Below are 22895 nucleotides of genomic sequence, written 5' to 3' on the forward strand. Positions count from 1 at the left end.
GAGTCAACCCTGATTTTCAGGATTTTTTCTCTTCAGCCGACCGGGTTGTCTGTGAAGTGATTCACATCCGCCGTGTCGATGGAGGCGCATTATAGGGAGTTCCCGAGCGACCGCAACAGAAAAGTTGCAAAAAAATGACTGACTGCTGTATTCCCCAGCAAAACCCCGCTTTATACCTTTTTACGCACAGACTTATCCACAATCCATTGACGATCCCGGTGTGATCCAGCGATTTGAACACTATACTAGCGGCAAATATTTCTCTCGCGGGTCAACCTCATGACGACACAACGACTTCAACGTGACTGGCGTCTCCCAACCGCCGGGCTCACCGTGCTGGCGTTACTTATGGCAGGTTTTGCACTGCATACGCACTGGAATGCTTTTATTCAGTGGTGCCTCGCCACCCAGATCACCCTGCACCGATATCTGGTGATGTATCTGCTGCAACTTAATAATCATCAGTACAGCGGTGGGCTGTGGTTGTTAACCGGTGCGTTTCTTTATGGTGTCCTCCATGCCGTTGGACCGGGACACGGCAAATTCATCGTCACCACGTATCTCACTACCAATAAAGAGAGCCAGCTCGCGGCGCGCGTCGTACCGTTTATCGGTAGCCTGATGCAGGGCGTCAGCGCGATCGTCTTTGTCTTTATCCTGGCGGTTGGATTGAACCTCGCGTCAGGAGATATCAGCACCAGCCGTTGGTACGTCGAGAAAATCAGCGCCCTACTGATTGCCGCCTTCGGTGCATTTATCATTTATCAGGCGCTCAGCAGCCTGCGTCCGCGCAAAATGGCGATTAGCGCCATCAAGCCGCTTCACCAGCATAATGAACATTGTGGCTGCGGCCATCACGGCGTAGGGGTGGATCTGGCTAAAAGCGACTGGAAAACCCGTCTGGGCGTGGTGCTGGCCATTGGCGCACGCCCGTGCAGCGGGGCAATTATGATCCTGATGTTCTCGAATGCGCTCGGCATTATTAGCTGGGGGATTGCTGCTGTGATGACAATGTCGCTGGGCACGGCGCTGTCGATTATGGGGCTGTCGCTGGCAGTACGTTACGCGCGTGAACGCACAGTCGCCTGGTTTGGTGGCGGCACGTCCCTGAACTGGGTAATGCCGATGGTCAAAATTGCCGGAGGGGTTGTTCTGATACTGTTCGCGACGGTCCTCTTCCTGACGGTGATCCCCGTCAGCGCCGGCGGCGACTACATCGCCGCAGGATGCTAATAAAAGAAAACCCGCCAGCGGCGGGTTTTTTATCACTCGTTAATTCGTGGATGCTGATCAACAAGGCGAGAACGTTTTTTCTGGAGCGCCTCAATCTCTGCGTCAATATCTTCAATCTTCTGCTCTACATTATCGTAGTGCTCACGTAGGATCTCTTTCGCTTCCTGAATATCTGACGCCGCAGGCGTTGCCCCTTTCAGCGGACGATTTGCCGTCTCCTTCATGGTAATACCGGTAATCAGGCCGATCACCGCAATGACCATCAGATAATAAGCAGGCATCATCAGGTTCTGCGTGCTCTCCACCAGTGAAGCAGCAAGCGTCGGCGTCAGGCCCGCAATCAGAACGGAGATATTAAAGGCTGCCGCCAGAGCACTGTAGCGAATATGCGTCGGGAACATTGCCGGCAGCGTAGAAGCCATCACCCCGATGAAGCAGTTGAGGATCACCGCCAGCATCAGCAGGCCGGCGAAAATCAGCCCCAGCACATTGCTGTTAATCAGAATAAAGGCCGGGATTGCCAGTGCGAACAGGGCGACGCTGCCGAGAATAATGAATGGCTTACGGCCAAAGCGGTCGCTCAGCAGACCCATAATCGGCTGCACAAACAGCATACCCACCATGATGGCGATAATAATCAGCACACCGTGGTCTTCCGAATAGTGCAGGTTATGCGACAGGTAGCTCGGCATGTAGGTCAGCAGCATGTAATAGGTGACGTTGGTGGAAATCACCAGACCAATACAGGTCAGCAGGCTGCGCCAGTGTTTAGTCGCAATCTCCTTGAACGACACTTTCGGGCCATCCTGTAACCCTTCACGGTCACCCTGCTCCAGCTTTTCAACGTGCTGCTGGAACGCAGGCGTCTCTTCCAGGGCATGACGCAGGTAAAGCCCAATGATGCCCAGCGGCAGCGCCAGGAAGAACGGAATACGCCAGCCCCAGTCAAGGAAGTTCTCTTCACCCACTACGGTTGAGATCAGAACCACAACCCCCGCGCCCATGACGAATCCGGCAATCGAACCAAAGTCCAGCCAACTGCCCATAAAGCCGCGTTTACGGTCCGGAGAATATTCGGCGACAAAAATCGATGCGCCGGTATATTCGCCGCCAACGGAGAAGCCCTGCGCCATCTTACAGATCAACAACAGAATCGGCGCCCATATACCAATAGTCGCATACGACGGAATAAGGCCGATACAGAATGTACTTATCGACATGATGACAATGGTAATCGCCAGGATCTTCTGGCGACCATATTTATCACCCAGCATGCCGAAGAAAAGACCACCGAGAGGGCGAATCAGGAAGGGAACGGAGAACGTACCCAGCGCGGCAATCATCTGCAAGCTGGGATCGGCACCGGGGAAGAACACTTTACCAAGTGCATAGGCCACAAAGCCGTAAACACCAAAATCGAACCACTCCATCGCATTACCGAGCGAGGCCGCTGTAATCGCTTTGCGCAGTTTCGCGTCATCAATAATGGTGACATCGCGCAGCGTGATGGGTTTTACCTTTTTCCTTCTAAGCATAGCTTTCCTCGTAGACTCAGCCCCGTCCGTTTCACAGCGCATTTTGCAAGCTGTGAACCAGAGATCCGCTCCATGCGAATCTCCTTATTCAAGCGTAGCAGGTTTACTTACATTGACGTTTTACCTCAATACAACCGAACCTGTGACGCCTGTCTGGGCAGTTAAAGACCTTTTTACCCTACCAGCGTTTATATATGTGATCAACTTCACATATATTTTTCCTGTTCGTAAGTTGCCTTCAGCTTTTGTCAATTCACGATAAATAAGGTCATTCTCAACCCCCTTATCAAACAGATCTTAACGCCCGTTATTATACCTGCCCAAACAAAATGTAATCACATTTCTTCACAGCGAATTTACACAAAATTTAATTATTAACCGTGGGCAAACCTGTTTCCATTCAATATGTGACGAAGATAACTAAAACAGTGTTTTATTTTCATTGAATCACAATTCCAAAGATCGCATGATAAATCCGAACACGATATCTCAGCGGCTTTCAAATGAAGGAATACTGAACGCCTGAATTTCGCTTTACAGCATAAGTAACGAATCGATTGGCCCCAGAAAAGGCAATCATTTGAATTTGTTGATCTATTTTTTGAGATTTCCGCCAGCCACGCGGGCGAGATGTGAGGGTTAATGATGAAGATTAAAGCAACTATAGAACGCATCCCGGGCGGGATGATGCTGGTCCCGCTGGTACTTGGCGCGATATTAAATACGCTGGCCCCGAATACCGGTGCTTATTTTGGCGGTTTTACAAAAGGTATGATCACCGGAACGGTACCGATTCTGGCAGTCTGGTTCTTTTGCATCGGCGCATCTATTAACTTGCGTGCAACAGGTACGGTATTACGTAAATCAGGGACGCTGGTCATTACTAAAATTGCGGTCGCCTGGGTTGTTGCGATGATCTGTGCGATGTTCATTCCGGAGAATGGAATTCAGACTGGCTTCTTCGCCGGATTATCCGTTCTGGCTATTGTCTCAGCAATGGATATGACCAACGGCGGTCTCTACGCCAGCCTGATGAATCAATATGGCACCAAAGAAGAATCGGGCGCGTTCGTGCTGATGTCCCTGGAGTCGGGCCCGCTGATGACCATGTTGATTCTGGGTTCTGCTGGCCTTGCCTCCTTTGAACTACACCATTTTGTCGGGGCGATCCTGCCGTTCCTGATTGGTTTTGCGCTGGGTAACCTCGATCACGATCTGCGCGATTTCTTCAGCAAAGCCACCCCGGTACTGATCCCATTCTTCGGCTTCGCGCTGGGCAATACCATCAATCTGAATGTGATTCTGGAAACCGGCCTGCTGGGTATTGTGCTGGGTGTTGCCGTCATCGTCATTACGGGTATTCCGCTGATTATTGCTGACCGCGTCATCGGGGGCGGCAATGGAACCGCGGGTGTGGCCGCCTCTTCGGCCGCAGGCGCTGCGGTAGCCAACCCGGTGATTATCGCCCAGATTAACCCGGCCTTTGAACCCGTGGCCGCTTCCGCCACGGCTCTGGTTGCCGCCAGCGTGATTGTGACGGCAATTCTGGTCCCTGTCATCACGGCACTGTACGCCAGACGCTTTGGGCATGTGCCTGAGTCCCGGACAGAACCTGAAGCGGTAGAAATGCATCACTAACCCTTTCGCCCCCTCCTTACAAAGAGGGGGCAATCACGTACCAAATATCTCTTCCACCATGCCATCCACCAGCCGTTTTGCCGAACAGAGTCTCGGCATCCCCAGCGCGACCGTTTGCCAGCTCTGCGTCACTGACCAGCTCACCGGATGTTTATCCGCCTGACACCAGTCCCCCAGCCAGCCCAGCATATCTTTATAATCAATCAGACCGGGAGAAGCGGGCGTCGTCAGCCACTGATGGTAAAAATGTCGGGTGGTGGGAGAAGCATTAATTCCCTGTGCCAGATAGTTTGCAGCCATGCTGCGCAGATTATCTTTCAGCATGGCCGCCACATCGCTATTCGCCAGACGACAGGCATCGCCAAACGCCCCCCAGCGCAACTCTTCCAGCACGATAAAGCAGCGGCCAGCCAGCGACCAGCCGTCATACTGCCCGGCTCGCCAGCGGGTAAAAATTTGCTCGCTGTGCTCACCCGCCTGAACCGTAAGGCCGCGCTGCGCGAGCGCTTTCTCTTTATAGGCGGCACGCTGGTTGAAATGTGCGGAGAGCTCCTCGTACTGCTGCAACAATCCGGATGGTTGAGGGAGGCGTGGATTCACCTGCTGGCGCAGGGCTACCAGCCTGTCGGACATACGGGTCAGCGCAAGGTGTCCGGGGTCGAGCATACCGGTCAGTTTCTCCGCCAGACCCAGCCGCAGCGCTGCATTTTCGTTGAGCATTCCCGCCATTGCCCACGGTCGCAGCCGGGTCTGCGTAATGATCTCCTGCGTCAAACGCTCACGAAATTGCAGTTGCTGTGGCCCCAGGAGGGAGTGACGTGCAGCATCCGCCCCCTGGACCAAATCGACCATAAATTTTGGATGAATACACTCCAGCGTCCGCCCGGGACCGTCCAGTAGCTGTGTTGTCATGGTTGCTCTGCCGCGAATAAGGTTTGAATATCATCGCGTAACAGTCGGGTATCTTCCTGAATCCACGCCGCAGTGGTCATACTTTGCTTCAACAACTGGCTAAGCGCCCGGGTTGAATGCTCATTCTGCTGCCGCACGGCAAGGCTATCACGCAAGCTTTCCTGTAACCCGGTCAGGCACAACGAAAACTCTGCAAAGAACGTTGCCATACCTGCCGTAACAGAGACATCGACCTGCGCGGCCAAAGCTTTACGAATTTGATCGCAAAACTGATCGGTATGTTGCGTAAATTTGCCATGAAGCTGAGCGATGTCGATGACATAGCGTGTGCGCGTCACGACATACTCCTCCCAGCCCCAGCCGGGATTATTGAGCCAGCGCGAGACGGTATTACGTACGCTGCCTGCCCCTGCGGGCTGACTGGCGGGAGGGGTATCCTGCACAATGGCATCATTAAATAAGCCGCGCGTATTGAAATTAAGCTGGTTTGCCTGAAACGCCGGGAAGCTGATCCGCGCCCGAAATCCGGCATGACTGAGCTGCTCCTTGATTCGCGTCTCGATAGGGCGCATCGCCTCATTCAACGATCGGGCAAGCGTAGACTCCAGCTGATCGAAGCGTAACGCCAGCTCCCGGCCAATTCTGCTCTGCGCATTCAGCATAATCTGCTCGCATGACGATCGGATCTTGCTCAGGACAATCTGCGCCTGCCCTTCATCGTCAAGCACCAGCTGCTGGATCGCATCCGCGTCGTCTGCACGCAAACTGGATGGCTCGCGCCCTGCTAAATCAAGAATAGACGGACGGCTAAAAATGTCGCCCAGCGCCTGGTGAAGTTCACCTTTCTGGCGAAGCAGGAAAGCATCCGTTGCGTTGAGCGCCTCTTCAACTTCATGCTGGACCTCATCGCTCACCACGCTCTGCCGCTGACGCAGCATCGTCATATCCTCCTCCAGGCGCGCAATATTCAGCTCCAGCTCATCAAAAGCGACCGTCAGTCCCTGATGGCGAAAATCCAGGTATTCTCTGGCATTTTGCGCATAGTTCAGCAGCTTATGCGATGCCGACCGCAAAGCGAACAGCGAGGCGTTGGCGTAAGCCGCGTAAATCAGTTTGCGGATGGGCTGTTCGAACAGCGAATCCTCCCACAGCAGATCCGCCGCATGGCGAATATGGTCAATATCGTCCAGGTCGGCCGTTCGCCAGCGGCGGCCCAGCGCGGCCTCGGCAAAATCCTGTACCCAACGCTGATCCTGATGATCGGGAAGGCGCCCATGAACGTTCATCTCATAGCGGGCGCGGTTTGCCAGATAGGCCCACATGGAAGAGACCGGATAAATTTGCCCCGGAGAAATATTCCCTTTCATCAGCGTGCCGGAAATCATCGCCCGCACCTGCTCTTCATCGTCGCTGTTACGATCTTTCTGATCGAATTTATTGACCAGGGCATAAAGCGGCACGGATTTCCCGGCGGCCGAAATTGCCTGACGAACCTCCGCATCAGAAATGGATTTAAGCTGGGTGTAGTCCATCACCGCCAGCACGGCGGAGGCGCGCGCCAGCTGCTCACTGAGCATTTTTTGCAGGTGCGGCTGACCAGCCTCGTTCGGCCCCGGCGTGTCGAGCAGCGTCAGTTGCCCCAGGTGCGCATCCAGACCGGCGAGGTGCACAAACTCCACCTCAATCACCGGAATATGTTCAATCGCGGCATATTCAGAGAACGGAAACTCCACGCCCAGCGCCTGAGACAGCCGCACCAGATCGTTCAGGCTTTTCAGACAATGAAAGATGGGCTCCGCGCCAAGGTGATGTTTTTCAAACGCCTCACCTTTTTCTATGCGCTCCAGCAGCGTATTCATGTCCTTGTCGATTTCCAGACGCCGCGCCAGCTTGCCGCGATCTTTATCGCACAGTTTTTTCTGCAACTGGGTAATCAGGGTATCGATGGGCGAAACGTGCAAAAAATGCAGCACCGGCTCCTTCTGGCCCGGCGTATGGCGGATCAGCGTGGGAAGCGCCGTCATCGGACGATTGCGGTTCGGCAGCACCTCCGTGCCCACAATCGCATTAATGGTGGTCGATTTTCCCGCTTTCATGGTACCCACAATCGCCAGTACCATTTCGAGGCGGGTTATTTTGCGTAATTCGTTATTCAGCATCGCCTGCTGAGCGTCGACACCCCGTGCGCTAAAATGTAATGGCAAAACGTTGTTATTAACGCCGCTCATGGCAGCGGTTGTGCTATCCAGCTTTGCAATCGGCATAGATTTTAATGAATCAAGATTGTTCAGCGCGAGCTGTAACAAACGTTCAGCTTCCTGGCTTAATTCAAATATGGTCTGTGTGTGCATGATAAAAGCCTTCCCTTAACGCAAATTTATTACTTTTATTAAGCCACGATGTTTTAATTATACTTTTCAGGCTTATATGATCACGTATGGAAAACATGTTCATTTAATACAACTAACTGAAGATAATGAGAATTTAAAACCCACTCTCGTAATACGTGTAAAACATCCCCTGGCCAGAAAGCCAAAAGTGAATAGACAAAACGCATTTTCAGGAAACATCAGGATATATCATCGTTATTTACCCACCAAAAAAGAGAGGTATTCCCTGACGCCAAAAGATGTATGTCGTCAGAAGAGGATAGATAAATAACGGCTTGTTCCTTCACCTTATCCGAAATGGCACAGCGTAGCAATTTGCTGTAATAAAATATTCGATACATTTAGCATGATTACGATCACTGCCGTTCAGGGCATACGCTTCCCTTAATTCACTGACAGTTCGTGTCATCGCTTGCGCATTTATGCGCTAATTTTATAAAACAATATCACCGACAAAGGTGGGGATTTGCGTTATACTCGCTGCCTTTTTCGGCACACTGCCGTCATTTAGCTGGCGTTTTCCAGCGTGTTAACACTTTTGAGGATACCCACATGCAACTTCCACACTGCCCGAAATGCAATTCTGAATACACCTATGAAGACAATGGCATGTTCGTTTGCCCGGAATGCGCCCATGAATGGAACGACGCGGAGCCTGCACAGGACAGCGATGCGCTGATCGTGAAAGACGCAAACGGCAACCTGCTGGCAGACGGCGACAGCGTTACCGTTGTGAAAGATCTGAAGGTAAAAGGCAGCTCCTCCATGCTGAAGATCGGCACTAAAGTCAAAAATATCCGTCTGGTTGAAGGCGATCATAATATCGACTGCAAAATTGACGGCTTCGGTCCGATGAAACTGAAATCTGAGTTCGTGAAAAAGAACTGATTGTCCCGCCCGGTGACGCTTCGCTTACCGGGCGTTCGGGAACTACACTTAACGGGCTTTTCTTACGTGAGGTAAAGATTATGCCGTTAAGTCCCTACATCTCTTTCGCCGGCAACTGTGCGGAGGCGACGGCCTTCTATCAGCAGGCCGTCGGCGCAGAGCTCCTCTACAAAATCACCTTCGGCGAAATGCCCAAAGACGAAAACAGTGAAGAAGGCTGTCCGTCAGGCATGAACTTCCCGGATACCGCCATCGCCCACTCTAACGTCCGCATTGCCGGTAGCGATATCATGATGAGCGATGGTCTGCCACCCGGCAGCAGCGCGCAGTACGCCGGATTTACGCTGGTGCTCGACACGCAGGACGTGGATGAAGGCAAACGCTGGTTCGACAACCTCTCTGATGGCGGCAATGTCGAAATGGCCTGGCAGGAGACTTTCTGGGCGCACGGATTCGGGAAAGTCACCGACAAATACGGCGTGCCGTGGATGATTAACGTCGTTAAGCAGCAGCACTAATTTTCGGGCGGTGGGCAGTCTGCCTCCGCCTGTCATCAAACTCCCCTCAACTCTTCAAATTCCCGCAACCGAGACTTAACCCAAATGTCATATTGATGCGCCAGCATGAGGCCACATTTATCGTGAGGCCCGGCACATGCAAACTGTCATTCGCGTCGAGAAACTGAGCAAAACCTTCCATCACAACAAGGCGCTGCATGCCGTTGATCTGACCGTCCAGCAGGGCGAAATGGTGGCGCTGTTGGGACCGTCTGGTTCAGGTAAATCCACCCTTCTTCGTCACTTGAGCGGCCTGATTACCTGTGACAAAACGCCGGAAAGCCGCGTCGAACTGCTGGGTAACACCGTGCAACATGCGGGGCGTCTGGCGAGCGATATTCGCAAAAGCCGCGCCCAGACGGGCTATATCTTTCAGCAGTTCAACCTGGTGAACCGCCTGACCGTGCTCGAGAACGTGCTGATTGGCGCGCTCAGCAGCACCCCGTTCTGGCGCACCTGCCTGCGCTGGTTCTCCCCATCCCAGAAGCAAGAAGCCCTACAGGCGCTGACCCGCGTCGGCATGGCGCATTTCGCCCACCAGTGCGTCTCCACGCTCTCCGGCGGACAGCAGCAGCGCGTCGCCATCGCCCGCGCCCTGATGCAGAAAGCCAAAATCATTCTGGCCGATGAACCTATCGCCTCGCTGGACCCGGAATCGGCCCGCATCGTGATGGAAACCCTGCGCGACATCAATCAGAACGACGGCATCACTGTGGTGGTGACGCTGCATCAGGTGGATTACGCCCTGCGCTACTGCGAACGCATCGTCGCCCTGCGTCAGGGCCATGTGTTCTTCGATGGCGCAAGCCACCAGTTTGATAACGAACGTTTCGATCATCTCTACCGCAGCGTAAACCGCGTCGAAGAGCGCGCGCAGGCTGCTTAACGTCCCCATAACGAGGAATGGACATGAACTACAAAGCCGTTGCCGCGCTGGCCTTCACCAGCATGTTCAGCATCAGCACCCTGCTAAGCCCTGCTTACGCAGAGGAACAGGAAAAAGCGCTGAACTTTGGCATCATTTCAACGGAATCACAGCAAAACCTGAAGCCGCAGTGGGAACCGTTCCTGAAAGATATGGAAACCAAACTGGGGATCAAAGTGAACGCCTTCTTCGCCCCGGACTACGCGGGCATCATTCAGGGAATGCGCTTTAACAAAGTCGACATCGCCTGGTATGGCAACCTCTCTGCTATGGAAGCGGTAGATCGCGCGAACGGCCAGGTCTTCGCCCAGACCGTTGCGGCAGACGGCTCCCCGGGCTACTGGAGCGTGCTGATCGTTAACAAAGACAGCCCGATTAACAACCTCAACGACATGCTCGCCAAACGCAAAGAGCTGACCTTTGGTAACGGCGACCCGAACTCCACTTCCGGCTTCCTCGTCCCTGGCTACTACGTCTTCGCGAAAAACAACGTCTCCGCCAGCGACTTTAAGCGCACGGTCAACGCCAGCCACGAAACCAACGCCCTGGCCGTGGCGAATAAGCAGGTTGACGTCGCCACCAACAACACTGAAAACCTCGACAAGCTGAAGACCTCCGCGCCGGACAAGCTGAAGGAAATCAAGGTTATCTGGAAATCACCGCTGATCCCGGGCGACCCGATCGTGTGGCGCAAAAACCTCTCTGAGAATACCAAGGACAAGGTCTACGACTTCTTTATGAACTACGGCAAAACGCCGGAAGAGAAAGCGGTTCTGGCGCGTCTGGGCTGGGCACCGTTCCGCGCGTCCAGCGATTTGCAGCTGGTGCCGATTCGCCAGCTGGCGCTGTTCAAGCAGATGCAGGGCGTGAAGGACAACAAAGGTCTGAAGGAAGAAGAGAAGACCAGCAAAGTGTCGGAAATTCAGGCGCAGCTGGACGATCTCGACCGCCTGACCGCCGCGCTCGGTGCCATGACCAGCGTGAATAAAGCGGTGCAGTAACGTTTTTCTCCCTCTCCCTGTGGGAGAGGGCCGGGGTGAGGGCATCAGCACGTACATTTCCCCCTCACCCTAACCCTCTCCCTCAAGGGAGAGGGGACTAAACCCAAAGGAGCCAACATGCAAACCATCACCCTCCCGCCGCCAAAGCGCAGCTGGTTCTCGCTCATAAGCTGGGCCGTTCTGCTGGCGGTGCTCGTTATCTCCTGGAAGGGCGCGGAGATGGATCCGCTGCTGCTCTTCAGGGACTCGGGCAACATGGCGACCTTCGCCGCCGACTTCTTCCCGCCGGACTTCAGCCAGTGGCAGGACTACCTCGGTGAAATGGCGATCACCCTGCAAATTGCCGTCTGGGGCACCGCCCTTGCCGTCGTTCTCTCCATTCCGTTTGGCCTGATGAGCGCCGAAAACATCGTGCCGTGGTGGGTTTACCAGCCGATGCGTCGCCTGATGGACGCCTGTCGCGCCATCAACGAAATGGTCTTTGCGATGCTGTTCGTGGTCGCCGTCGGCCTGGGTCCGTTCGCGGGCGTGATGGCGCTGTTCATCCACACCACCGGCGTGCTCTCCAAGCTGCTCTCCGAAGCGGTCGAAGCCATCGAGCCCGGCCCGGTGGAAGGCATCCGCGCAACGGGCGCCAATAAAATCGAAGAGATCCTGTACGGCGTCCTGCCGCAGGTGATGCCGCTGCTCATCTCCTACTCCCTGTACCGCTTCGAGTCCAACGTTCGCTCCGCCACCGTGGTCGGCATGGTGGGCGCAGGCGGCATTGGCGTCACCCTGTGGGAAGCGATTCGTGGTTTCCAGTTCCAGCAAACCTGCGCCCTGATGGTGCTCATCATCGTCACCGTCAGCCTGCTGGATTTCCTCTCTCAACGTTTGCGTAAGCACTTCATCTGAGAAGCGAGGCTTTGATTTGTATGCACTTATCCAGACATCCGACCAGTTACCCCACCCGCTGGCAAGAGATTGCGGCAAAGCTCGAAGTGGAGCTGCGCACGCACTACCGCTGCGGAGACTACCTGCCCGCCGAGCAGCAGCTTGCCGACCGCTACGAAGTGAATCGCCACACCCTGCGTCGCGCCATCGATCAACTGGTGGAGCGCGGCTGGGTCCAGCGCCGTCAGGGCGTCGGCGTGCTGGTGCTGATGCGTCCGTTCGACTACCCGCTCAATGCCCAGGCGCGTTTTAGCCAGAACCTGCTCGATCAGGGTAGCCACCCCACCAGCGAAAAGCTGCTGTCTGTCCTGCGCCCGGCCTCCCGCCACGTGGCGGACGCGCTGGGGATTCAGGAGGGCGACAACGTCGTTCACCTGCGCACGTTGCGCCGGGTGAATGGCGTGGCGGTCTGTCAGATCGACCACTACTTCGCGGACCTCACCCTCTGGCCCGTGCTGCAACATTTCGCCAGCGGTTCCCTGCATGATTTTCTTCAGGAGGCGACGGGTATCGCGCTCAAACGCACCCAGACGCGCATCAGCGCTCGCCGCGCGCAGGCGAAAGAGAGCAAGGTGCTGGAGATCCCCAACATGGCCCCGCTGCTCTGCGTGCGCACCCTCAACCACCGTGACGGCGACGTCAACGCAACGGAATACTCCGTCAGCCTGACCCGCGCCGACATGATTGAATTTACCATGGAGCACTGAATGCACTTCGACACCTCCACTCGTCAGCGCTGGATGCGCGTGCTGGCCCACAGCCAGCCTGATGCGCTGGCTGCCCGCATGAGCGCGCTCGGCCTGACGCCGGACTACGACACGATCCGCGCGCCGGAGATAGGCCTGGTGCAGATCCAGGCACGCATGGGCGGCACCGGCGAGCGCTTCTTCGCCGGCGATGCCACCCTCACCCGCGCGGTGATCCGCCTGAAAAGCGGCACGCTGGGCTACGGCTACGTACTTGGGCGCGACAAAACGCACGCCGAGCACTGCGCAGCAATCGACGCGCTTTTACAGGAACAGCCGCATTTTCAGACGTTAATGGAAACCCTGATTGCCCCGCTGGAAGCTGACCGCGCCGCACGCCTTGCCGCGCGTCAGGCCGAAGTAAATACCAGCCGGGTCGACTTCTTTACGCTCGTTCGCGGAGACAACGCATGACGCTTCAACCTGCTTTTACCCTCGCCGTCCAGGATGCCCAACAGAGTTTCCGTCGCCTGCTGAAAGCCATGAGCGAACCGGGCGTCATTGTCTCGCTGCACCAGCTCTCCCAGGGCTGGCTGCCGCTGAACCTCGCCTCGACCAGCGTGCTGCTGACCCTGGCGGACAACGACACCCCGGTATGGCTGTCAGGCGCATTGCTGAACGATATCGCCAGCCAGAACCTGCGCTTTCACACCAATGCGCCGCTGGTCGAGCAGCCCCAGCAGGCGGTCTTCGCCGTGGCCGACGAGCAAATCAGCCACGAACAACTTAACGCCCTGAGCGAAGGCAGCGCCGTCGCACCGGAAACCAGCGCTACGCTGATTTTGCAGGTCTCCAGCCTGAGCGGTGGCCGCATGCTGCGCCTGACGGGTGCAGGGATCGCCGACGAGCGGATGGTCGCCCCCCAGTTGCCGGAGTGCATCATTCATGAGCTGACCGAGCGCCCGCATCCGTTCCCGCTCGGTATCGACCTGATCCTGACCTGCGGCGAGCGCCTGCTGGCGATCCCGCGAACCACTCACGTGGAGGTGTGCTGATGTACGTTGCCGTCAAAGGGGGCGAGAAGGCGATCGCTGCCGCCCATGCCTTGCAGGCGCACAGACGCCGGGGAGATGACGCCCTTCCCGAGCTGAGCGTCGCCCAGATTGAACAGCAGCTAAACCTGGCCGTCGACCGCGTGATGACCGAAGGCGGCATCGCGGACCGCGAACTGGCGGCGCTGGCGCTGAAACAGGCCAGCGGCGATAACGTGGAAGCCATCTTCCTGCTGCGCGCTTACCGCACTACGCTTGCGAAGCTGGCGGTTAGCGAGCCGGTGAATACGGCGGAAATGCGATTAGAGCGCCGTATTTCTGCGGTGTACAAAGATATTCCTGGCGGCCAGCTGCTTGGTCCGACCTACGACTACACCCATCGCCTGCTGGACTTCACTCTGCTGGCGAACGGTGAAACACCGCAGCTCAGCGTCTCTGACGCTGAACAAGACGCCTCCCCGCACGTCTTTAGCCTGCTGGCAAACCAGGGGCTGGCGAAGGCGGAAGAGGACACCGGCAGCACACCGGATGACATCACCCGCACGCCGCCGGTCTATCCCTGTTCACGCTCGTCCCGCCTGCAACAGCTGATGCGCGGCGATGAAGGGTATCTGCTGGCGCTGGCCTACTCCACGCAGCGCGGCTATGGGCGCAACCACCCCTTCGCGGCAGAGATCCGCAGCGGCTATATCGACATTGAAATCGTGCCGGAAGAGCTGGGTTTTGCGGTGAACATCGGCGAACTGCTGATGACCGAGTGCGAAATGGTCAACGGTTTTGTCGCGCCAGAGAATGAAGATCCGCACTTTACCCGCGGCTACGGGCTGGTGTATGGCCTGAGCGAGCGCAAGGCGATGGCGATGGCGCTGGTTGACCGTGCGCTCCAGGCCCCGGACTACGGCGAGCATATTGCAGGCCCGGCACAGGACGAAGAGTTCGTGCTGGCCCACGCGGATAACGTTGAGGCCGCCGGCTTTGTCTCGCACCTCAAGCTGCCGCACTACGTCGATTTCCAGGCCGAACTGGAACTGCTGAAACGCCTGCAACGGGAGCGCGCCAATGGCTAACTTAAGCGGCTACAACTTTGCCTATCTGGACGAACAAACTAAACGCATGATCCGCCGCGCCATCCTTAAGGCAGTGGCGATCCCCGGCTACCAGGTGCCATTCGGCGGCCGCGAAATGCCAATGCCCTACGGCTGGGGCACCGGCGGTATTCAGATCACCGCCAGCGTGATTGGCGAAGCGGACGTGCTGAAGGTCATCGACCAGGGGGCAGACGACACCACCAACGCCGTGTCGATCCGCAACTTCTTTAAGCGCGTAACGGGCGTCAACACCACCGAAAAAACCGAAGACGCGACGCTGATCCAGACCCGTCACCGCATTCCGGAGACCCCGCTGACTGAAGATCAGATTTTGATTTTCCAGGTGCCGATCCCGGAGCCGCTGCGTTTTATCGAGCCGCGGGAAACCGAAACCCGCACCATGCACGCCCTGGAAGAGTACGGGATCATGCAGGTCAAACTGTATGAGGACATCGCCCGCTTCGGCCATATCGCCACCACCTACGCCTACCCGGTGAAGGTGAACGGGCGCTACGTGATGGACCCGTCGCCGATCCCGAAATTTGATAATCCGAAGATGGACATGATGCCCGCCCTGCAACTTTTTGGCGCCGGACGGGAAAAACGCATCTACGCCGTGCCGCCGTACACCCGTGTGGAGAGCCTGGATTTTGACGATCACCCGTTTACGGTGCAGGAGTGGGACGAGCCGTGCGCCATCTGCGGTTCGAAGCATAGCTATCTGGATGAAGTGGTGCTGGACGACACGGGCAAACGGATGTTTGTCTGCTCCGACACCGATTACTGCCGCCAACAGAGCGAGGCGAACAGCCAATGAAACCGCTGCTTTCGGTTAATAACCTGACTCACCTTTATGCGCCGGGCAAAGGCTTTAGCGACGTGTCGTTTGAGCTGTGGCCGGGCGAAGTGCTGGGCATTGTCGGCGAGTCCGGCTCCGGTAAAACCACCCTGCTGAAGTCCATCTCCGCGCGCCTGACGCCGCAGAACGGCGACATTTTGTATGAGGGCGTGTCGCTGTATGGCATGAGCGAAGCCGAGCGCCGCCGCCTGCTGCGCACCGAGTGGGGCGTGGTGCATCAACACCCGATGGATGGCCTGCGCCGCCAGGTGTCGGCGGGGGGCAACATCGGCGAACGGCTGATGGCCACCGGCGCGCGCCACTACGGCAATATCCGCGCCACGGCGCAGCACTGGCTGGAAGAAGTTGAAATCCCCGCCTCGCGCATCGACGACCTGCCGACCACCTTCTCCGGCGGCATGCAGCAGCGTTTACAGATTGCCCGCAATCTCGTCACCCATCCGAAGCTGGTGTTTATGGATGAACCGACCGGCGGGCTGGACGTCTCCGTGCAGGCGCGCCTGCTGGACCTGCTGCGCGGCCTGGTGGTGGAGCTGAACCTGGCGGTGGTGATTGTCACCCATGATTTAGGCGTTGCGCGCCTGCTGGCGGACCGTCTGCTGGTGATGAAGCAGGGTCAGGTGGTGGAAAGTGGGCTGACCGACCGGGTGCTCGACGATCCGCATCATCCGTACACCCAGCTGCTGGTGTCGTCCGTATTGCAGAACTGAGGGCGCGGTTGCCGGGTAAGGCGAAGCCACCACCCGGCAAAACGAACACCGCACCCGTAGGCCGGGTAAGGCGAAGCCGCCACCCGGCAAAACGAATCGCGAGGCCAACATGATCCACGTACAAAACGTAAGTAAAACCTTTGTGCTCCACCAGCAAAACGGCGTCCGCCTGCCGGTACTGCAAAATGCCTCGTTAGAGGTCAGCAATGGCGAATGCGTGGTGCTGCATGGCCATTCCGGCAGCGGAAAATCCACCCTGCTGCGCTCCCTGTATGCCAACTACCTGCCGGACGAAGGCCATATCCATATTCGCCATAACAATGAATGGGTCGATCTGGTCCAGGCCCCGGCGCGCAAGGTGCTGGAAGTACGCCGCTCGACGATCGGCTGGGTCAGCCAGTTCCTGCGTGTGATCCCGCGGATCTCCGCCCTGGACGTGGTCATGCAACCCCTGCTGGATCTCGGCGTACCGCGCGAAACCTGCGCCGCTAAAGCCGCCAGCCTGCTGACGCGCCTCAACGTACCGGAGCGTCTGTGGCACCTCGCCCCGTCGACCTTTTCCGGCGGCGAGCAGCAGCGCGTCAACATCGCCCGCGGCTTTATCGTCGATTACCCGATTTTACTCCTGGATGAACCCACCGCCTCGCTCGACAGTAAGAACAGCGCAGCGGTGATGGAACTGATCGAACAGGCCAAAGCGCACGGCGCGGCGATCGTCGGGATCTTCCACGACGACGCCGTACGCCATCGCGTGGCGGACAGACTGCACCCGATGGGGACAAACGTATGATTATCAATAACGTCAGGCTGGTGCTGGAAAATGAGGTCGTGAACGGCTCGGTTGAGGTGCGGGACGGTGTCATCCGCGCGTTTGCCGAAACCCGGAGCCGCTCACCGGACGCGATGGACGGCGAAGGCGGCTGGCTGCTGCCGGGGCTGATTGAGCTGCATACCGATAATCTCGATAAATTCTTCACCCCGCGCCCGAAGGTGGACTGGCCTGCCCATTCAGCGATGAGCAGCCACGACGCGCTGATGGTCGCCAGCGGCATCACCACCGTGCTGGACGCGGTGGCGATCGGCGACGTACGCGACGGCGGCGATCGGCTGGAGAACCTGGAGAAGATGATCAACGCTGTGGAGGAGACGCAAAAGCGCGGCCTCAACCGCGCCGAGCACCGCCTGCACCTGCGCTGCGAGCTGCCGCACCACACCACCCTGCCGCTGTTTGAGAAGCTGGTGGGCCGCGAGCCGGTCTCGCTGGTTTCCCTGATGGATCACTCGCCGGGGCAGCGCCAGTTCGCCAACATTGAAAAGTATCGCGAATATTATCAGGGCAAATACGCGCTCAACGATGCCGAGATGGCGCGCTACGAAGAAGAGCAGCTCCAGCTTGCGGCCCAGTGGTCGCAGCCGAATCGCCTCTCCATTGCCGCCATGTGCCGGGATCGTAATATTGCCCTGGCCAGCCATGACGACGCCACGCACGATCACGTGCGCGAATCCCACCAGCTTGGCAGCGTGATAGCTGAATTTCCCACCACGTTTGAAGCGGCAGAGGCGTCGCGCCAGCACGGCATGAACGTCCTGATGGGCGCGCCGAACATCGTGCGCGGCGGGTCGCATTCCGGCAACGTGGCGGCAAGTAAGCTCGCCTTTCTCGGCCTTCTGGATATCCTCTCCTCTGACTATTACCCCGCCAGCCTGCTGGACGCGGCCTTCCGCGTCGCGGACGACGAGAGCAACAGCTTCACGCTGCCGCAGGCGATTCGCCTGGTGACGAAAAACCCGGCCAGCGCGCTTAATCTTCACGATCGCGGTGAAATTGCCGAAGGGAAACGGGCCGATCTGGTGCTCGCCCACCGTAAGGGCGAGCACGTGCATATCGACCACGTCTGGCGTCAGGGAAAGAGGGTGTTCTGATGGGAAGACTCATCTGGTTAATGGGCCCGTCCGGCTCCGGGAAGGACAGCCTGCTGTCGGCGTTACGGCAGCGGGAACATTCACAGCTGCTGGTGGCGCACCGCTATATCACGCGCGATGCCAACGCCGGAAGCGAGAACCATATCGCCCTGAGCGAACAGGAGTTTTTTACCCGCGCCGGACAAAACCTGCTGGCGCTGAGCTGGCATGCCAACGGTTACTACTATGGCGTCGGCATTGAGATTGACCTCTGGCTGCATGCGGGGTTCGACGTGCTGGTTAACGGCTCGCGGGCGCATCTCCCGCAGGCTCGCGCCCGGTACGAAGCGGCGCTGCTCCCGGTCTGTTTGCAGGTTTCCCCGGACGTTCTGCGTAGCCGGCTGCAAAAGCGGGGGCGCGAAAACGCGCGCGAGATCGACCAGCGGCTGGAACGGGCGGCGCGCTACACCCCGTCGGGTTGCCATCTCCTCAATAACGACGGAAGTTTGCTACAGTCAGTCGAGACCTTTCTATCGCTTATTCGCCAGAAGGAGAAACAGCATGCCTGACTGCCAGCTTCGCCCCGCCACCGCCGACGATGCGCCGATCGTTTACGCGCTGATCTGCGAACTTAAGCAGGCCGAGTTCGATCATCAGGCGTTTCACGCCGGGTATCTGGCCAACTTGCAGGATCACAATATGCGCTACCAGCTGGCCGAGCTGGACGGGCAGATCATCGGTATGATCGGCCTGCATATGCAGTTTCACCTGCATCACGCCCGCTGGATCGGCGAGATCCAGGAGCTGGTGGTGATGCCGCAGGCGCGCGGATTAAAAGTGGGCAGCCAGCTGCTGGCCTGGGCAGAGGACGTCGCGCGACAGGCAGGCGCCGAGCTGACCGAGCTTTCCACCAGCGTGAAGCGCGTGGACGCGCACCGTTTTTATGTACGTGAAGGGTATACGCAAAGCCATTTCCGCTTCACCAAACCGCTGTAGAGGTGCGTTATGAGTATGACGATCACGCTGACAGGAACCGGAGGGGCGCAGCTGGTGCCGGTGTTTGGCTGCGACTGCGCGGCGTGCCGACGGGCGCGTTTACAGGAACATTATCGCCGTCGCCCCTGTAGCGCGGCGGTGAAATTCAACGATGCGGTCACCTTGCTGGACGCGGGTATTCCACACCTGATGGACGACTGGCCCGCGGGGAGTTTCAGGCAGTTTTTGCTTACCCATTATCATATGGATCACGTTCAGGGGCTGTTTCCTCTGCGCTGGGGCGTGGGGGCGACCATTCCGGTTTACGGTCCGCCGGACGACGCAGGCTGTGACGACCTGTTCAAACATCCGGGCCTTCTGGATTTCAGCCACACGGTGGAGCCGTTTGTGATGTTTGAACTTCAGGGCTTACGGGTCACGCCGTTGCCGCTCAACCATTCAAAACTCACGTTTGGCTATCTGCTGGAGTCCGCCCACAGCCGCGTGGCGTGGCTTTCTGATACCGCCGGGCTACCGGATAAAACGGTGACGTTTCTGCTAAACAATCAGCCGCAGGCGATGATTATCGACTGTAGCCATGAACCGCGCCCGGAAACGCCACGCAACCATTGTGATTTGAACACGGTGATTGCGCTGAACGAGGTGATTGGCTGTCCGCAGGTGATCCTGACGCATATCAGCCATCAGTTTGACGTGTGGATGATGGATAACCCGCTGCCGTCCGGCATTGAAGCGGGGTATGACGGGATGGTGCTGGTACTGGATTAGGTTTTGCCGGGTGGCGGCTGCGCCTTACCCGGCCTACGCGTTGCAATACTGGGGGTTACCACCGATCGTAATCATCCTCTAACCGGCGCTCATCCTCTTCTAACCGACGCCGGTCGTCATCCAGCTGCCGCTGACGCTCGTCTAAACGCTGGCGTCGCTCTTCTAACTGCCGACGACGATCGTCGTACTGGCGGCTGTCGGTTTGACGGCTGCGATCGTAACGATCGTCGTCGTCATCATTACGGCTGCTGCCGGGGTTATAGGCGTCGTTGATCGCCTGCTGAATATTGCCAATGGCATCATCAATCACATCGGCATGCGCCATTTGGCTGGTTAAAGTCAGCAGACCCAATAACAGAGCGGTAGAGTAACGTTTCATAAGGCCAGACTCGCAGGTGAACTGGCCTTAAAGTAATGACTGGCTGTTAGCGGGAGTAGCGGAGGAATCTCAAATTACCATCACCTTGCGCAACGCCTGCGCCAGCTGTGCGCGGGTGAACGGTTTTCGCAGTAACTGAACGTCCGGCAGCTGCGGGTTATGCGCCGGGCGCAAATCCTGCCCGCTGATCAGCAGCACCGGCAACTGCGGATAGTGGCTGCGTACATGGCCGATCACCTCCGCGCCGCTCAGGCCGCCCGGCAACATCAGGTCGCTGATAAACATGCCGATATCCGGCGACGCATCCAGCATGTTCAGCGCCTGCTCGCCGTTTTCGGCTTCAAGCGTCAGGTAGCCAAGCTGGTGCAGTTGCTCGCACAGGGTCTGCCGCACGCCCGCCTCATCTTCCAGGACCAGCACAAGCAGCTCACTTTCTGCCGGGGCCGTGGTCGCCAGCGCGGCATCATCGGAGAACGCGGGCAGCGTCGAACGCGGCAGCTGGAGCCGCACGCTGGTTCCCTGCCCCGGCGCGCTTTCGATCTCAACGCGCCCCCCGGACTGACGCACAAAGCCGTACACCATCGACAGCCCTAACCCGCTGCCGCTGCCGGTCTGTTTGGTGGTAAAGAACGGTTCAAAGACCTGCGATTTCACCTCCTGCGACATCCCGCAGCCGTGGTCAATCACCTCCAGCGCGACCATATCCTGCCTGCGCCCGTCGCTGCGGGTCACACGCTGGTTCCAGGTGCGGATTTTAATCACACCGTTTTGCCCCTCCATTGCATCACGGGCGTTCATCACCAGGTTGATAATGGCGTTTTCCAGCTGGCTGACGTCAATCCATGCGGGCCAGGCCGGGGTTTGCGCTTCAATATCCAGCGTCAGCGTGGCGGGAAGCGAGTGCCGCATCAGCTCGCTCAGGTTCTCCAGCAGCGGCTTCATCTCTACCGCATGGGGTTGCAGGGATTGCTTGCGCGAGAAGGCCAGCAGACGCTGGGTGAGCATGGCCCCGCGTTCCGCGGCTTTGAGCGCACGAGTGATGCGCGGCGCGTCCGGTGACGCTGAATCGGTCAGCTCCAGACTGCCGATTATCACCGCCAGCAGGTTATTAAAATCATGCGCCAGCCCGCCCGTCAGTTGCCCGACCGCCTTCATTTTCTGACTGTGCAGCAGCGCCTCCTCCAGCCCCTGACGTTCAATGCGGTCGACCTCCATCTGCGAGGTCTTCTCCTTCAGCAGCCGCGTGGTGTGCTCCAGCGAAGCGGTATTGCGGGCAAAAACGTTAAACGCGCGCGCCAGTTCCCCCAGCTCATCACGCCGCTGTAGCGCGGGCACCGACACATCCTGTTCGCCGTGAGCGAGGCGCGACATTGCCCTTGAGATAGCCGTCAGGTTGGAGCCCAGATTGCGGTAAATATACCAGCAGGCGCAGCCGGTGATGATCAGCGCCAGCACCGCGAAGACGCTGATAAACACGCTGATGGAGCGCAGCTCCTGGTGGCTTTGGGCGGTACGCAGCCGGGAGGCCTGCGCCACCTGTTCAACGTACTGATTGATGTCGCGGTTTAATATCGCCACCAGCGCCTTGATGTGGAACATATACCAGCTGATGGACAGATCGCTCTCCTCCAGCTGCTTCGACAGTGGCGCGAGCTTGCGCAGCTCATCATTAAAATCCGGGAGCACCAGGTTGACCACCGGTTGCAGGGCGCTCGCGGGTAACATCGCGGTTACTGCATCCAGCTGCTGCACCGTGGCGCGCGGTGAAGGGGTATCAATGGCGGCAACGATCAGCCTGTCCATCTCTGCAAGCTGCCGGGCGTCTGGCACATTGCTCGCGTAACGGCGGTTGATATCCTGCAAATGACGCAGGTAGCTTTGGCTTTGATACAGCGCGCTGAGCAGCGCGTTACGCTCCAGATGCCGTTTTTGCCCGCGCTCCAGCATTCCCGTCACGCTCTGCTGTAACTCATTGCTCCTGCGGATAATACGCGCCACCAGCGCCGGCTCCTGCTGCGCCAGCGGCGCATCGGCAAGCTGCTCCAGCGAGTGGCGCAGCGCCATCTGCGTCTGTTTCAGCCGTTCAGCTTCGCCTTTGTACTCCAGCGCACCGACCACCTGCGACAGCCGCACCGCCGCCGTCGCCACATTCGCGGTATCACGCGCGAGGTTCATGCTGCCGGTCATGTCATCCAGCGTTTGCTGCTGCACCTGCTCCTGGATCTGGCTGGCATGACGAAAGCCGAGCACCGCCACGCCACTGACCATCAGCGTTACCGCCACCACCAGCAGGTTAAATATCAGCAGGCGACCGCGGGCGCTGGTGAAGAACGGGGGGCGTGAAGACATGGGTTTGGGCTCCTCTGCGGTTTGGTGCCCTCACCCTGGCCCTCTCCCACAGGGAGAGGGAAAAGGAAAATGTGATGGCGATTAGCTATTC

General features: G+C 57.8%; 23 protein-coding genes. 18 read left to right on the top strand and 5 right to left on the bottom strand.

Annotation, left to right across the window (positions count from 1 at the left end):
- The first annotated feature begins 279 nt into the window (after positions 1–279).
- Positions 280–1233 (top strand): nickel/cobalt transporter, encoded by a 954-nt coding sequence (locus tag ACNQ0W_RS21255; protein WP_047745968.1) that lies wholly within the window; start codon positions 280–282, stop codon positions 1231–1233.
- A gap of 32 nt (positions 1234–1265) precedes the next feature.
- Here the strand turns inward: ACNQ0W_RS21255 and proP are convergent, their stop codons facing one another.
- A complete protein-coding gene (gene proP / locus ACNQ0W_RS21260; protein ID WP_047052264.1) occupies positions 1266–2768 on the bottom strand; it encodes a glycine betaine/L-proline transporter ProP in 1503 nt (500 codons plus the stop codon).
- Positions 2769–3413: 645 nt separating this feature from the next.
- Here proP and kdgT point away from each other — a divergent pair.
- Complete coding sequence (kdgT, locus tag ACNQ0W_RS21265) at positions 3414–4406, top strand: 2-keto-3-deoxygluconate transporter (protein ID WP_047052262.1); 993 nt, start codon at positions 3414–3416, stop codon at positions 4404–4406.
- A gap of 33 nt (positions 4407–4439) precedes the next feature.
- On the opposite strand, the gene ACNQ0W_RS21270 is transcribed toward kdgT, so the two are convergent.
- Together ACNQ0W_RS21270 and crfC are read right to left on the bottom strand one after the other, a co-directional pair.
- The gene (locus tag ACNQ0W_RS21270) at positions 4440–5318 is read right to left on the bottom strand and encodes a diguanylate cyclase regulator RdcB family protein (protein WP_062933805.1); all 879 of its coding nucleotides are present in this window, start codon (positions 5316–5318) and stop codon (positions 4440–4442) included.
- Positions 5315–7669 carry a clamp-binding protein CrfC gene (gene crfC, locus ACNQ0W_RS21275; protein WP_062933804.1) on the bottom strand — a complete coding sequence of 785 codons (2355 nt, stop codon included), beginning with the start codon at positions 7667–7669 and terminating at the stop codon, positions 5315–5317. Before crfC ends, ACNQ0W_RS21270 begins: the two co-directional genes overlap by 4 nt.
- 591 nt (positions 7670–8260) lie before the next feature.
- Between crfC and ACNQ0W_RS21280 the strand changes: the two genes are divergently transcribed.
- The 16 genes from ACNQ0W_RS21280 (at position 8261) to phnP (ending at position 20076) form a co-directional block, all read left to right on the top strand.
- The gene (locus tag ACNQ0W_RS21280; RefSeq protein ID WP_003860206.1) at positions 8261–8596 is read left to right on the top strand and encodes a zinc ribbon domain-containing protein YjdM; all 336 of its coding nucleotides are present in this window, start codon (positions 8261–8263) and stop codon (positions 8594–8596) included.
- Between the two features lie 80 nt (positions 8597–8676).
- The gene (gene yjdN / locus ACNQ0W_RS21285) at positions 8677–9114 is read left to right on the top strand and encodes a VOC family metalloprotein YjdN (protein ID WP_032104775.1); all 438 of its coding nucleotides are present in this window, start codon (positions 8677–8679) and stop codon (positions 9112–9114) included.
- 136 nt (positions 9115–9250) lie between these two features.
- Positions 9251–10039 (top strand): phosphonate ABC transporter ATP-binding protein, encoded by a 789-nt coding sequence (phnC, locus tag ACNQ0W_RS21290; RefSeq protein WP_417933253.1) that lies wholly within the window; start codon positions 9251–9253, stop codon positions 10037–10039.
- 23 nt (positions 10040–10062) lie between these two features.
- A complete protein-coding gene (phnD, locus tag ACNQ0W_RS21295; RefSeq protein ID WP_032104778.1) occupies positions 10063–11079 on the top strand; it encodes a phosphonate ABC transporter substrate-binding protein in 1017 nt (338 codons plus the stop codon).
- 117 nt (positions 11080–11196) lie between these two features.
- Positions 11197–11976 carry a phosphonate ABC transporter, permease protein PhnE gene (phnE, locus tag ACNQ0W_RS21300; RefSeq protein WP_062939415.1) on the top strand — a complete coding sequence of 260 codons (780 nt, stop codon included), beginning with the start codon at positions 11197–11199 and terminating at the stop codon, positions 11974–11976.
- A 20-nt stretch (positions 11977–11996) separates the two neighbouring features.
- A complete protein-coding gene (gene phnF / locus ACNQ0W_RS21305) occupies positions 11997–12722 on the top strand; it encodes a phosphonate metabolism transcriptional regulator PhnF (protein ID WP_062933800.1) in 726 nt (241 codons plus the stop codon).
- Positions 12723–13175 (top strand): phosphonate C-P lyase system protein PhnG, encoded by a 453-nt coding sequence (gene phnG / locus ACNQ0W_RS21310; RefSeq protein WP_062933799.1) that lies wholly within the window; start codon positions 12723–12725, stop codon positions 13173–13175.
- Positions 13172–13756 carry a phosphonate C-P lyase system protein PhnH gene (phnH, locus tag ACNQ0W_RS21315; RefSeq protein WP_003860219.1) on the top strand — a complete coding sequence of 195 codons (585 nt, stop codon included), beginning with the start codon at positions 13172–13174 and terminating at the stop codon, positions 13754–13756. The genes phnG and phnH overlap by 4 nt, the downstream gene beginning before the upstream one ends.
- Complete coding sequence (locus ACNQ0W_RS21320) at positions 13756–14820, top strand: carbon-phosphorus lyase complex subunit PhnI (protein ID WP_015570222.1); 1065 nt, start codon at positions 13756–13758, stop codon at positions 14818–14820. The genes phnH and ACNQ0W_RS21320 overlap by 1 nt, the downstream gene beginning before the upstream one ends.
- Complete coding sequence (phnJ, locus tag ACNQ0W_RS21325; RefSeq protein WP_006810438.1) at positions 14813–15658, top strand: alpha-D-ribose 1-methylphosphonate 5-phosphate C-P-lyase PhnJ; 846 nt, start codon at positions 14813–14815, stop codon at positions 15656–15658. Before ACNQ0W_RS21320 ends, phnJ begins: the two co-directional genes overlap by 8 nt.
- Positions 15655–16410, top strand: a complete 756-nt coding sequence (phnK, locus tag ACNQ0W_RS21330) for a phosphonate C-P lyase system protein PhnK (RefSeq protein WP_003860225.1) — start codon at positions 15655–15657, stop codon at positions 16408–16410. Before phnJ ends, phnK begins: the two co-directional genes overlap by 4 nt.
- Positions 16411–16519: 109 nt before the next feature.
- Positions 16520–17200 (top strand): phosphonate C-P lyase system protein PhnL, encoded by a 681-nt coding sequence (phnL, locus tag ACNQ0W_RS21335; protein ID WP_062933797.1) that lies wholly within the window; start codon positions 16520–16522, stop codon positions 17198–17200.
- Positions 17197–18333, top strand: a complete 1137-nt coding sequence (gene phnM, locus ACNQ0W_RS21340; protein WP_062933796.1) for an alpha-D-ribose 1-methylphosphonate 5-triphosphate diphosphatase — start codon at positions 17197–17199, stop codon at positions 18331–18333. The genes phnL and phnM overlap by 4 nt, the downstream gene beginning before the upstream one ends.
- Positions 18330–18881 carry a ribose 1,5-bisphosphokinase gene (gene phnN, locus ACNQ0W_RS21345; RefSeq protein WP_026080559.1) on the top strand — a complete coding sequence of 184 codons (552 nt, stop codon included), beginning with the start codon at positions 18330–18332 and terminating at the stop codon, positions 18879–18881. Before phnM ends, phnN begins: the two co-directional genes overlap by 4 nt.
- Positions 18874–19308 carry an aminoalkylphosphonate N-acetyltransferase gene (gene phnO, locus ACNQ0W_RS21350; RefSeq protein ID WP_015570217.1) on the top strand — a complete coding sequence of 145 codons (435 nt, stop codon included), beginning with the start codon at positions 18874–18876 and terminating at the stop codon, positions 19306–19308. Before phnN ends, phnO begins: the two co-directional genes overlap by 8 nt.
- Before the next feature lie 9 nt (positions 19309–19317).
- The gene (gene phnP, locus ACNQ0W_RS21355) at positions 19318–20076 is read left to right on the top strand and encodes a phosphonate metabolism protein PhnP (protein WP_062933795.1); all 759 of its coding nucleotides are present in this window, start codon (positions 19318–19320) and stop codon (positions 20074–20076) included.
- 55 nt (positions 20077–20131) lie between these two features.
- Here the strand turns inward: phnP and yjdP are convergent, their stop codons facing one another.
- A complete protein-coding gene (gene yjdP / locus ACNQ0W_RS21360) occupies positions 20132–20455 on the bottom strand; it encodes a DDRRRQL repeat protein YjdP (protein ID WP_062933794.1) in 324 nt (107 codons plus the stop codon).
- Between the two features lie 69 nt (positions 20456–20524).
- Positions 20525–22804: a hybrid sensor histidine kinase/response regulator gene (locus ACNQ0W_RS21365; protein WP_062933793.1), complete on the bottom strand. Its 2280-nt coding sequence runs from the start codon at positions 22802–22804 to the stop codon at positions 20525–20527.
- Between the last annotated feature and the right edge of the window lie 91 nt (positions 22805–22895).

The organism is Enterobacter cloacae complex sp. 6730903 (genome assembly GCF_048283985.1).
GTDB lineage: Bacteria > Pseudomonadota > Gammaproteobacteria > Enterobacterales > Enterobacteriaceae > Enterobacter > Enterobacter hormaechei_C.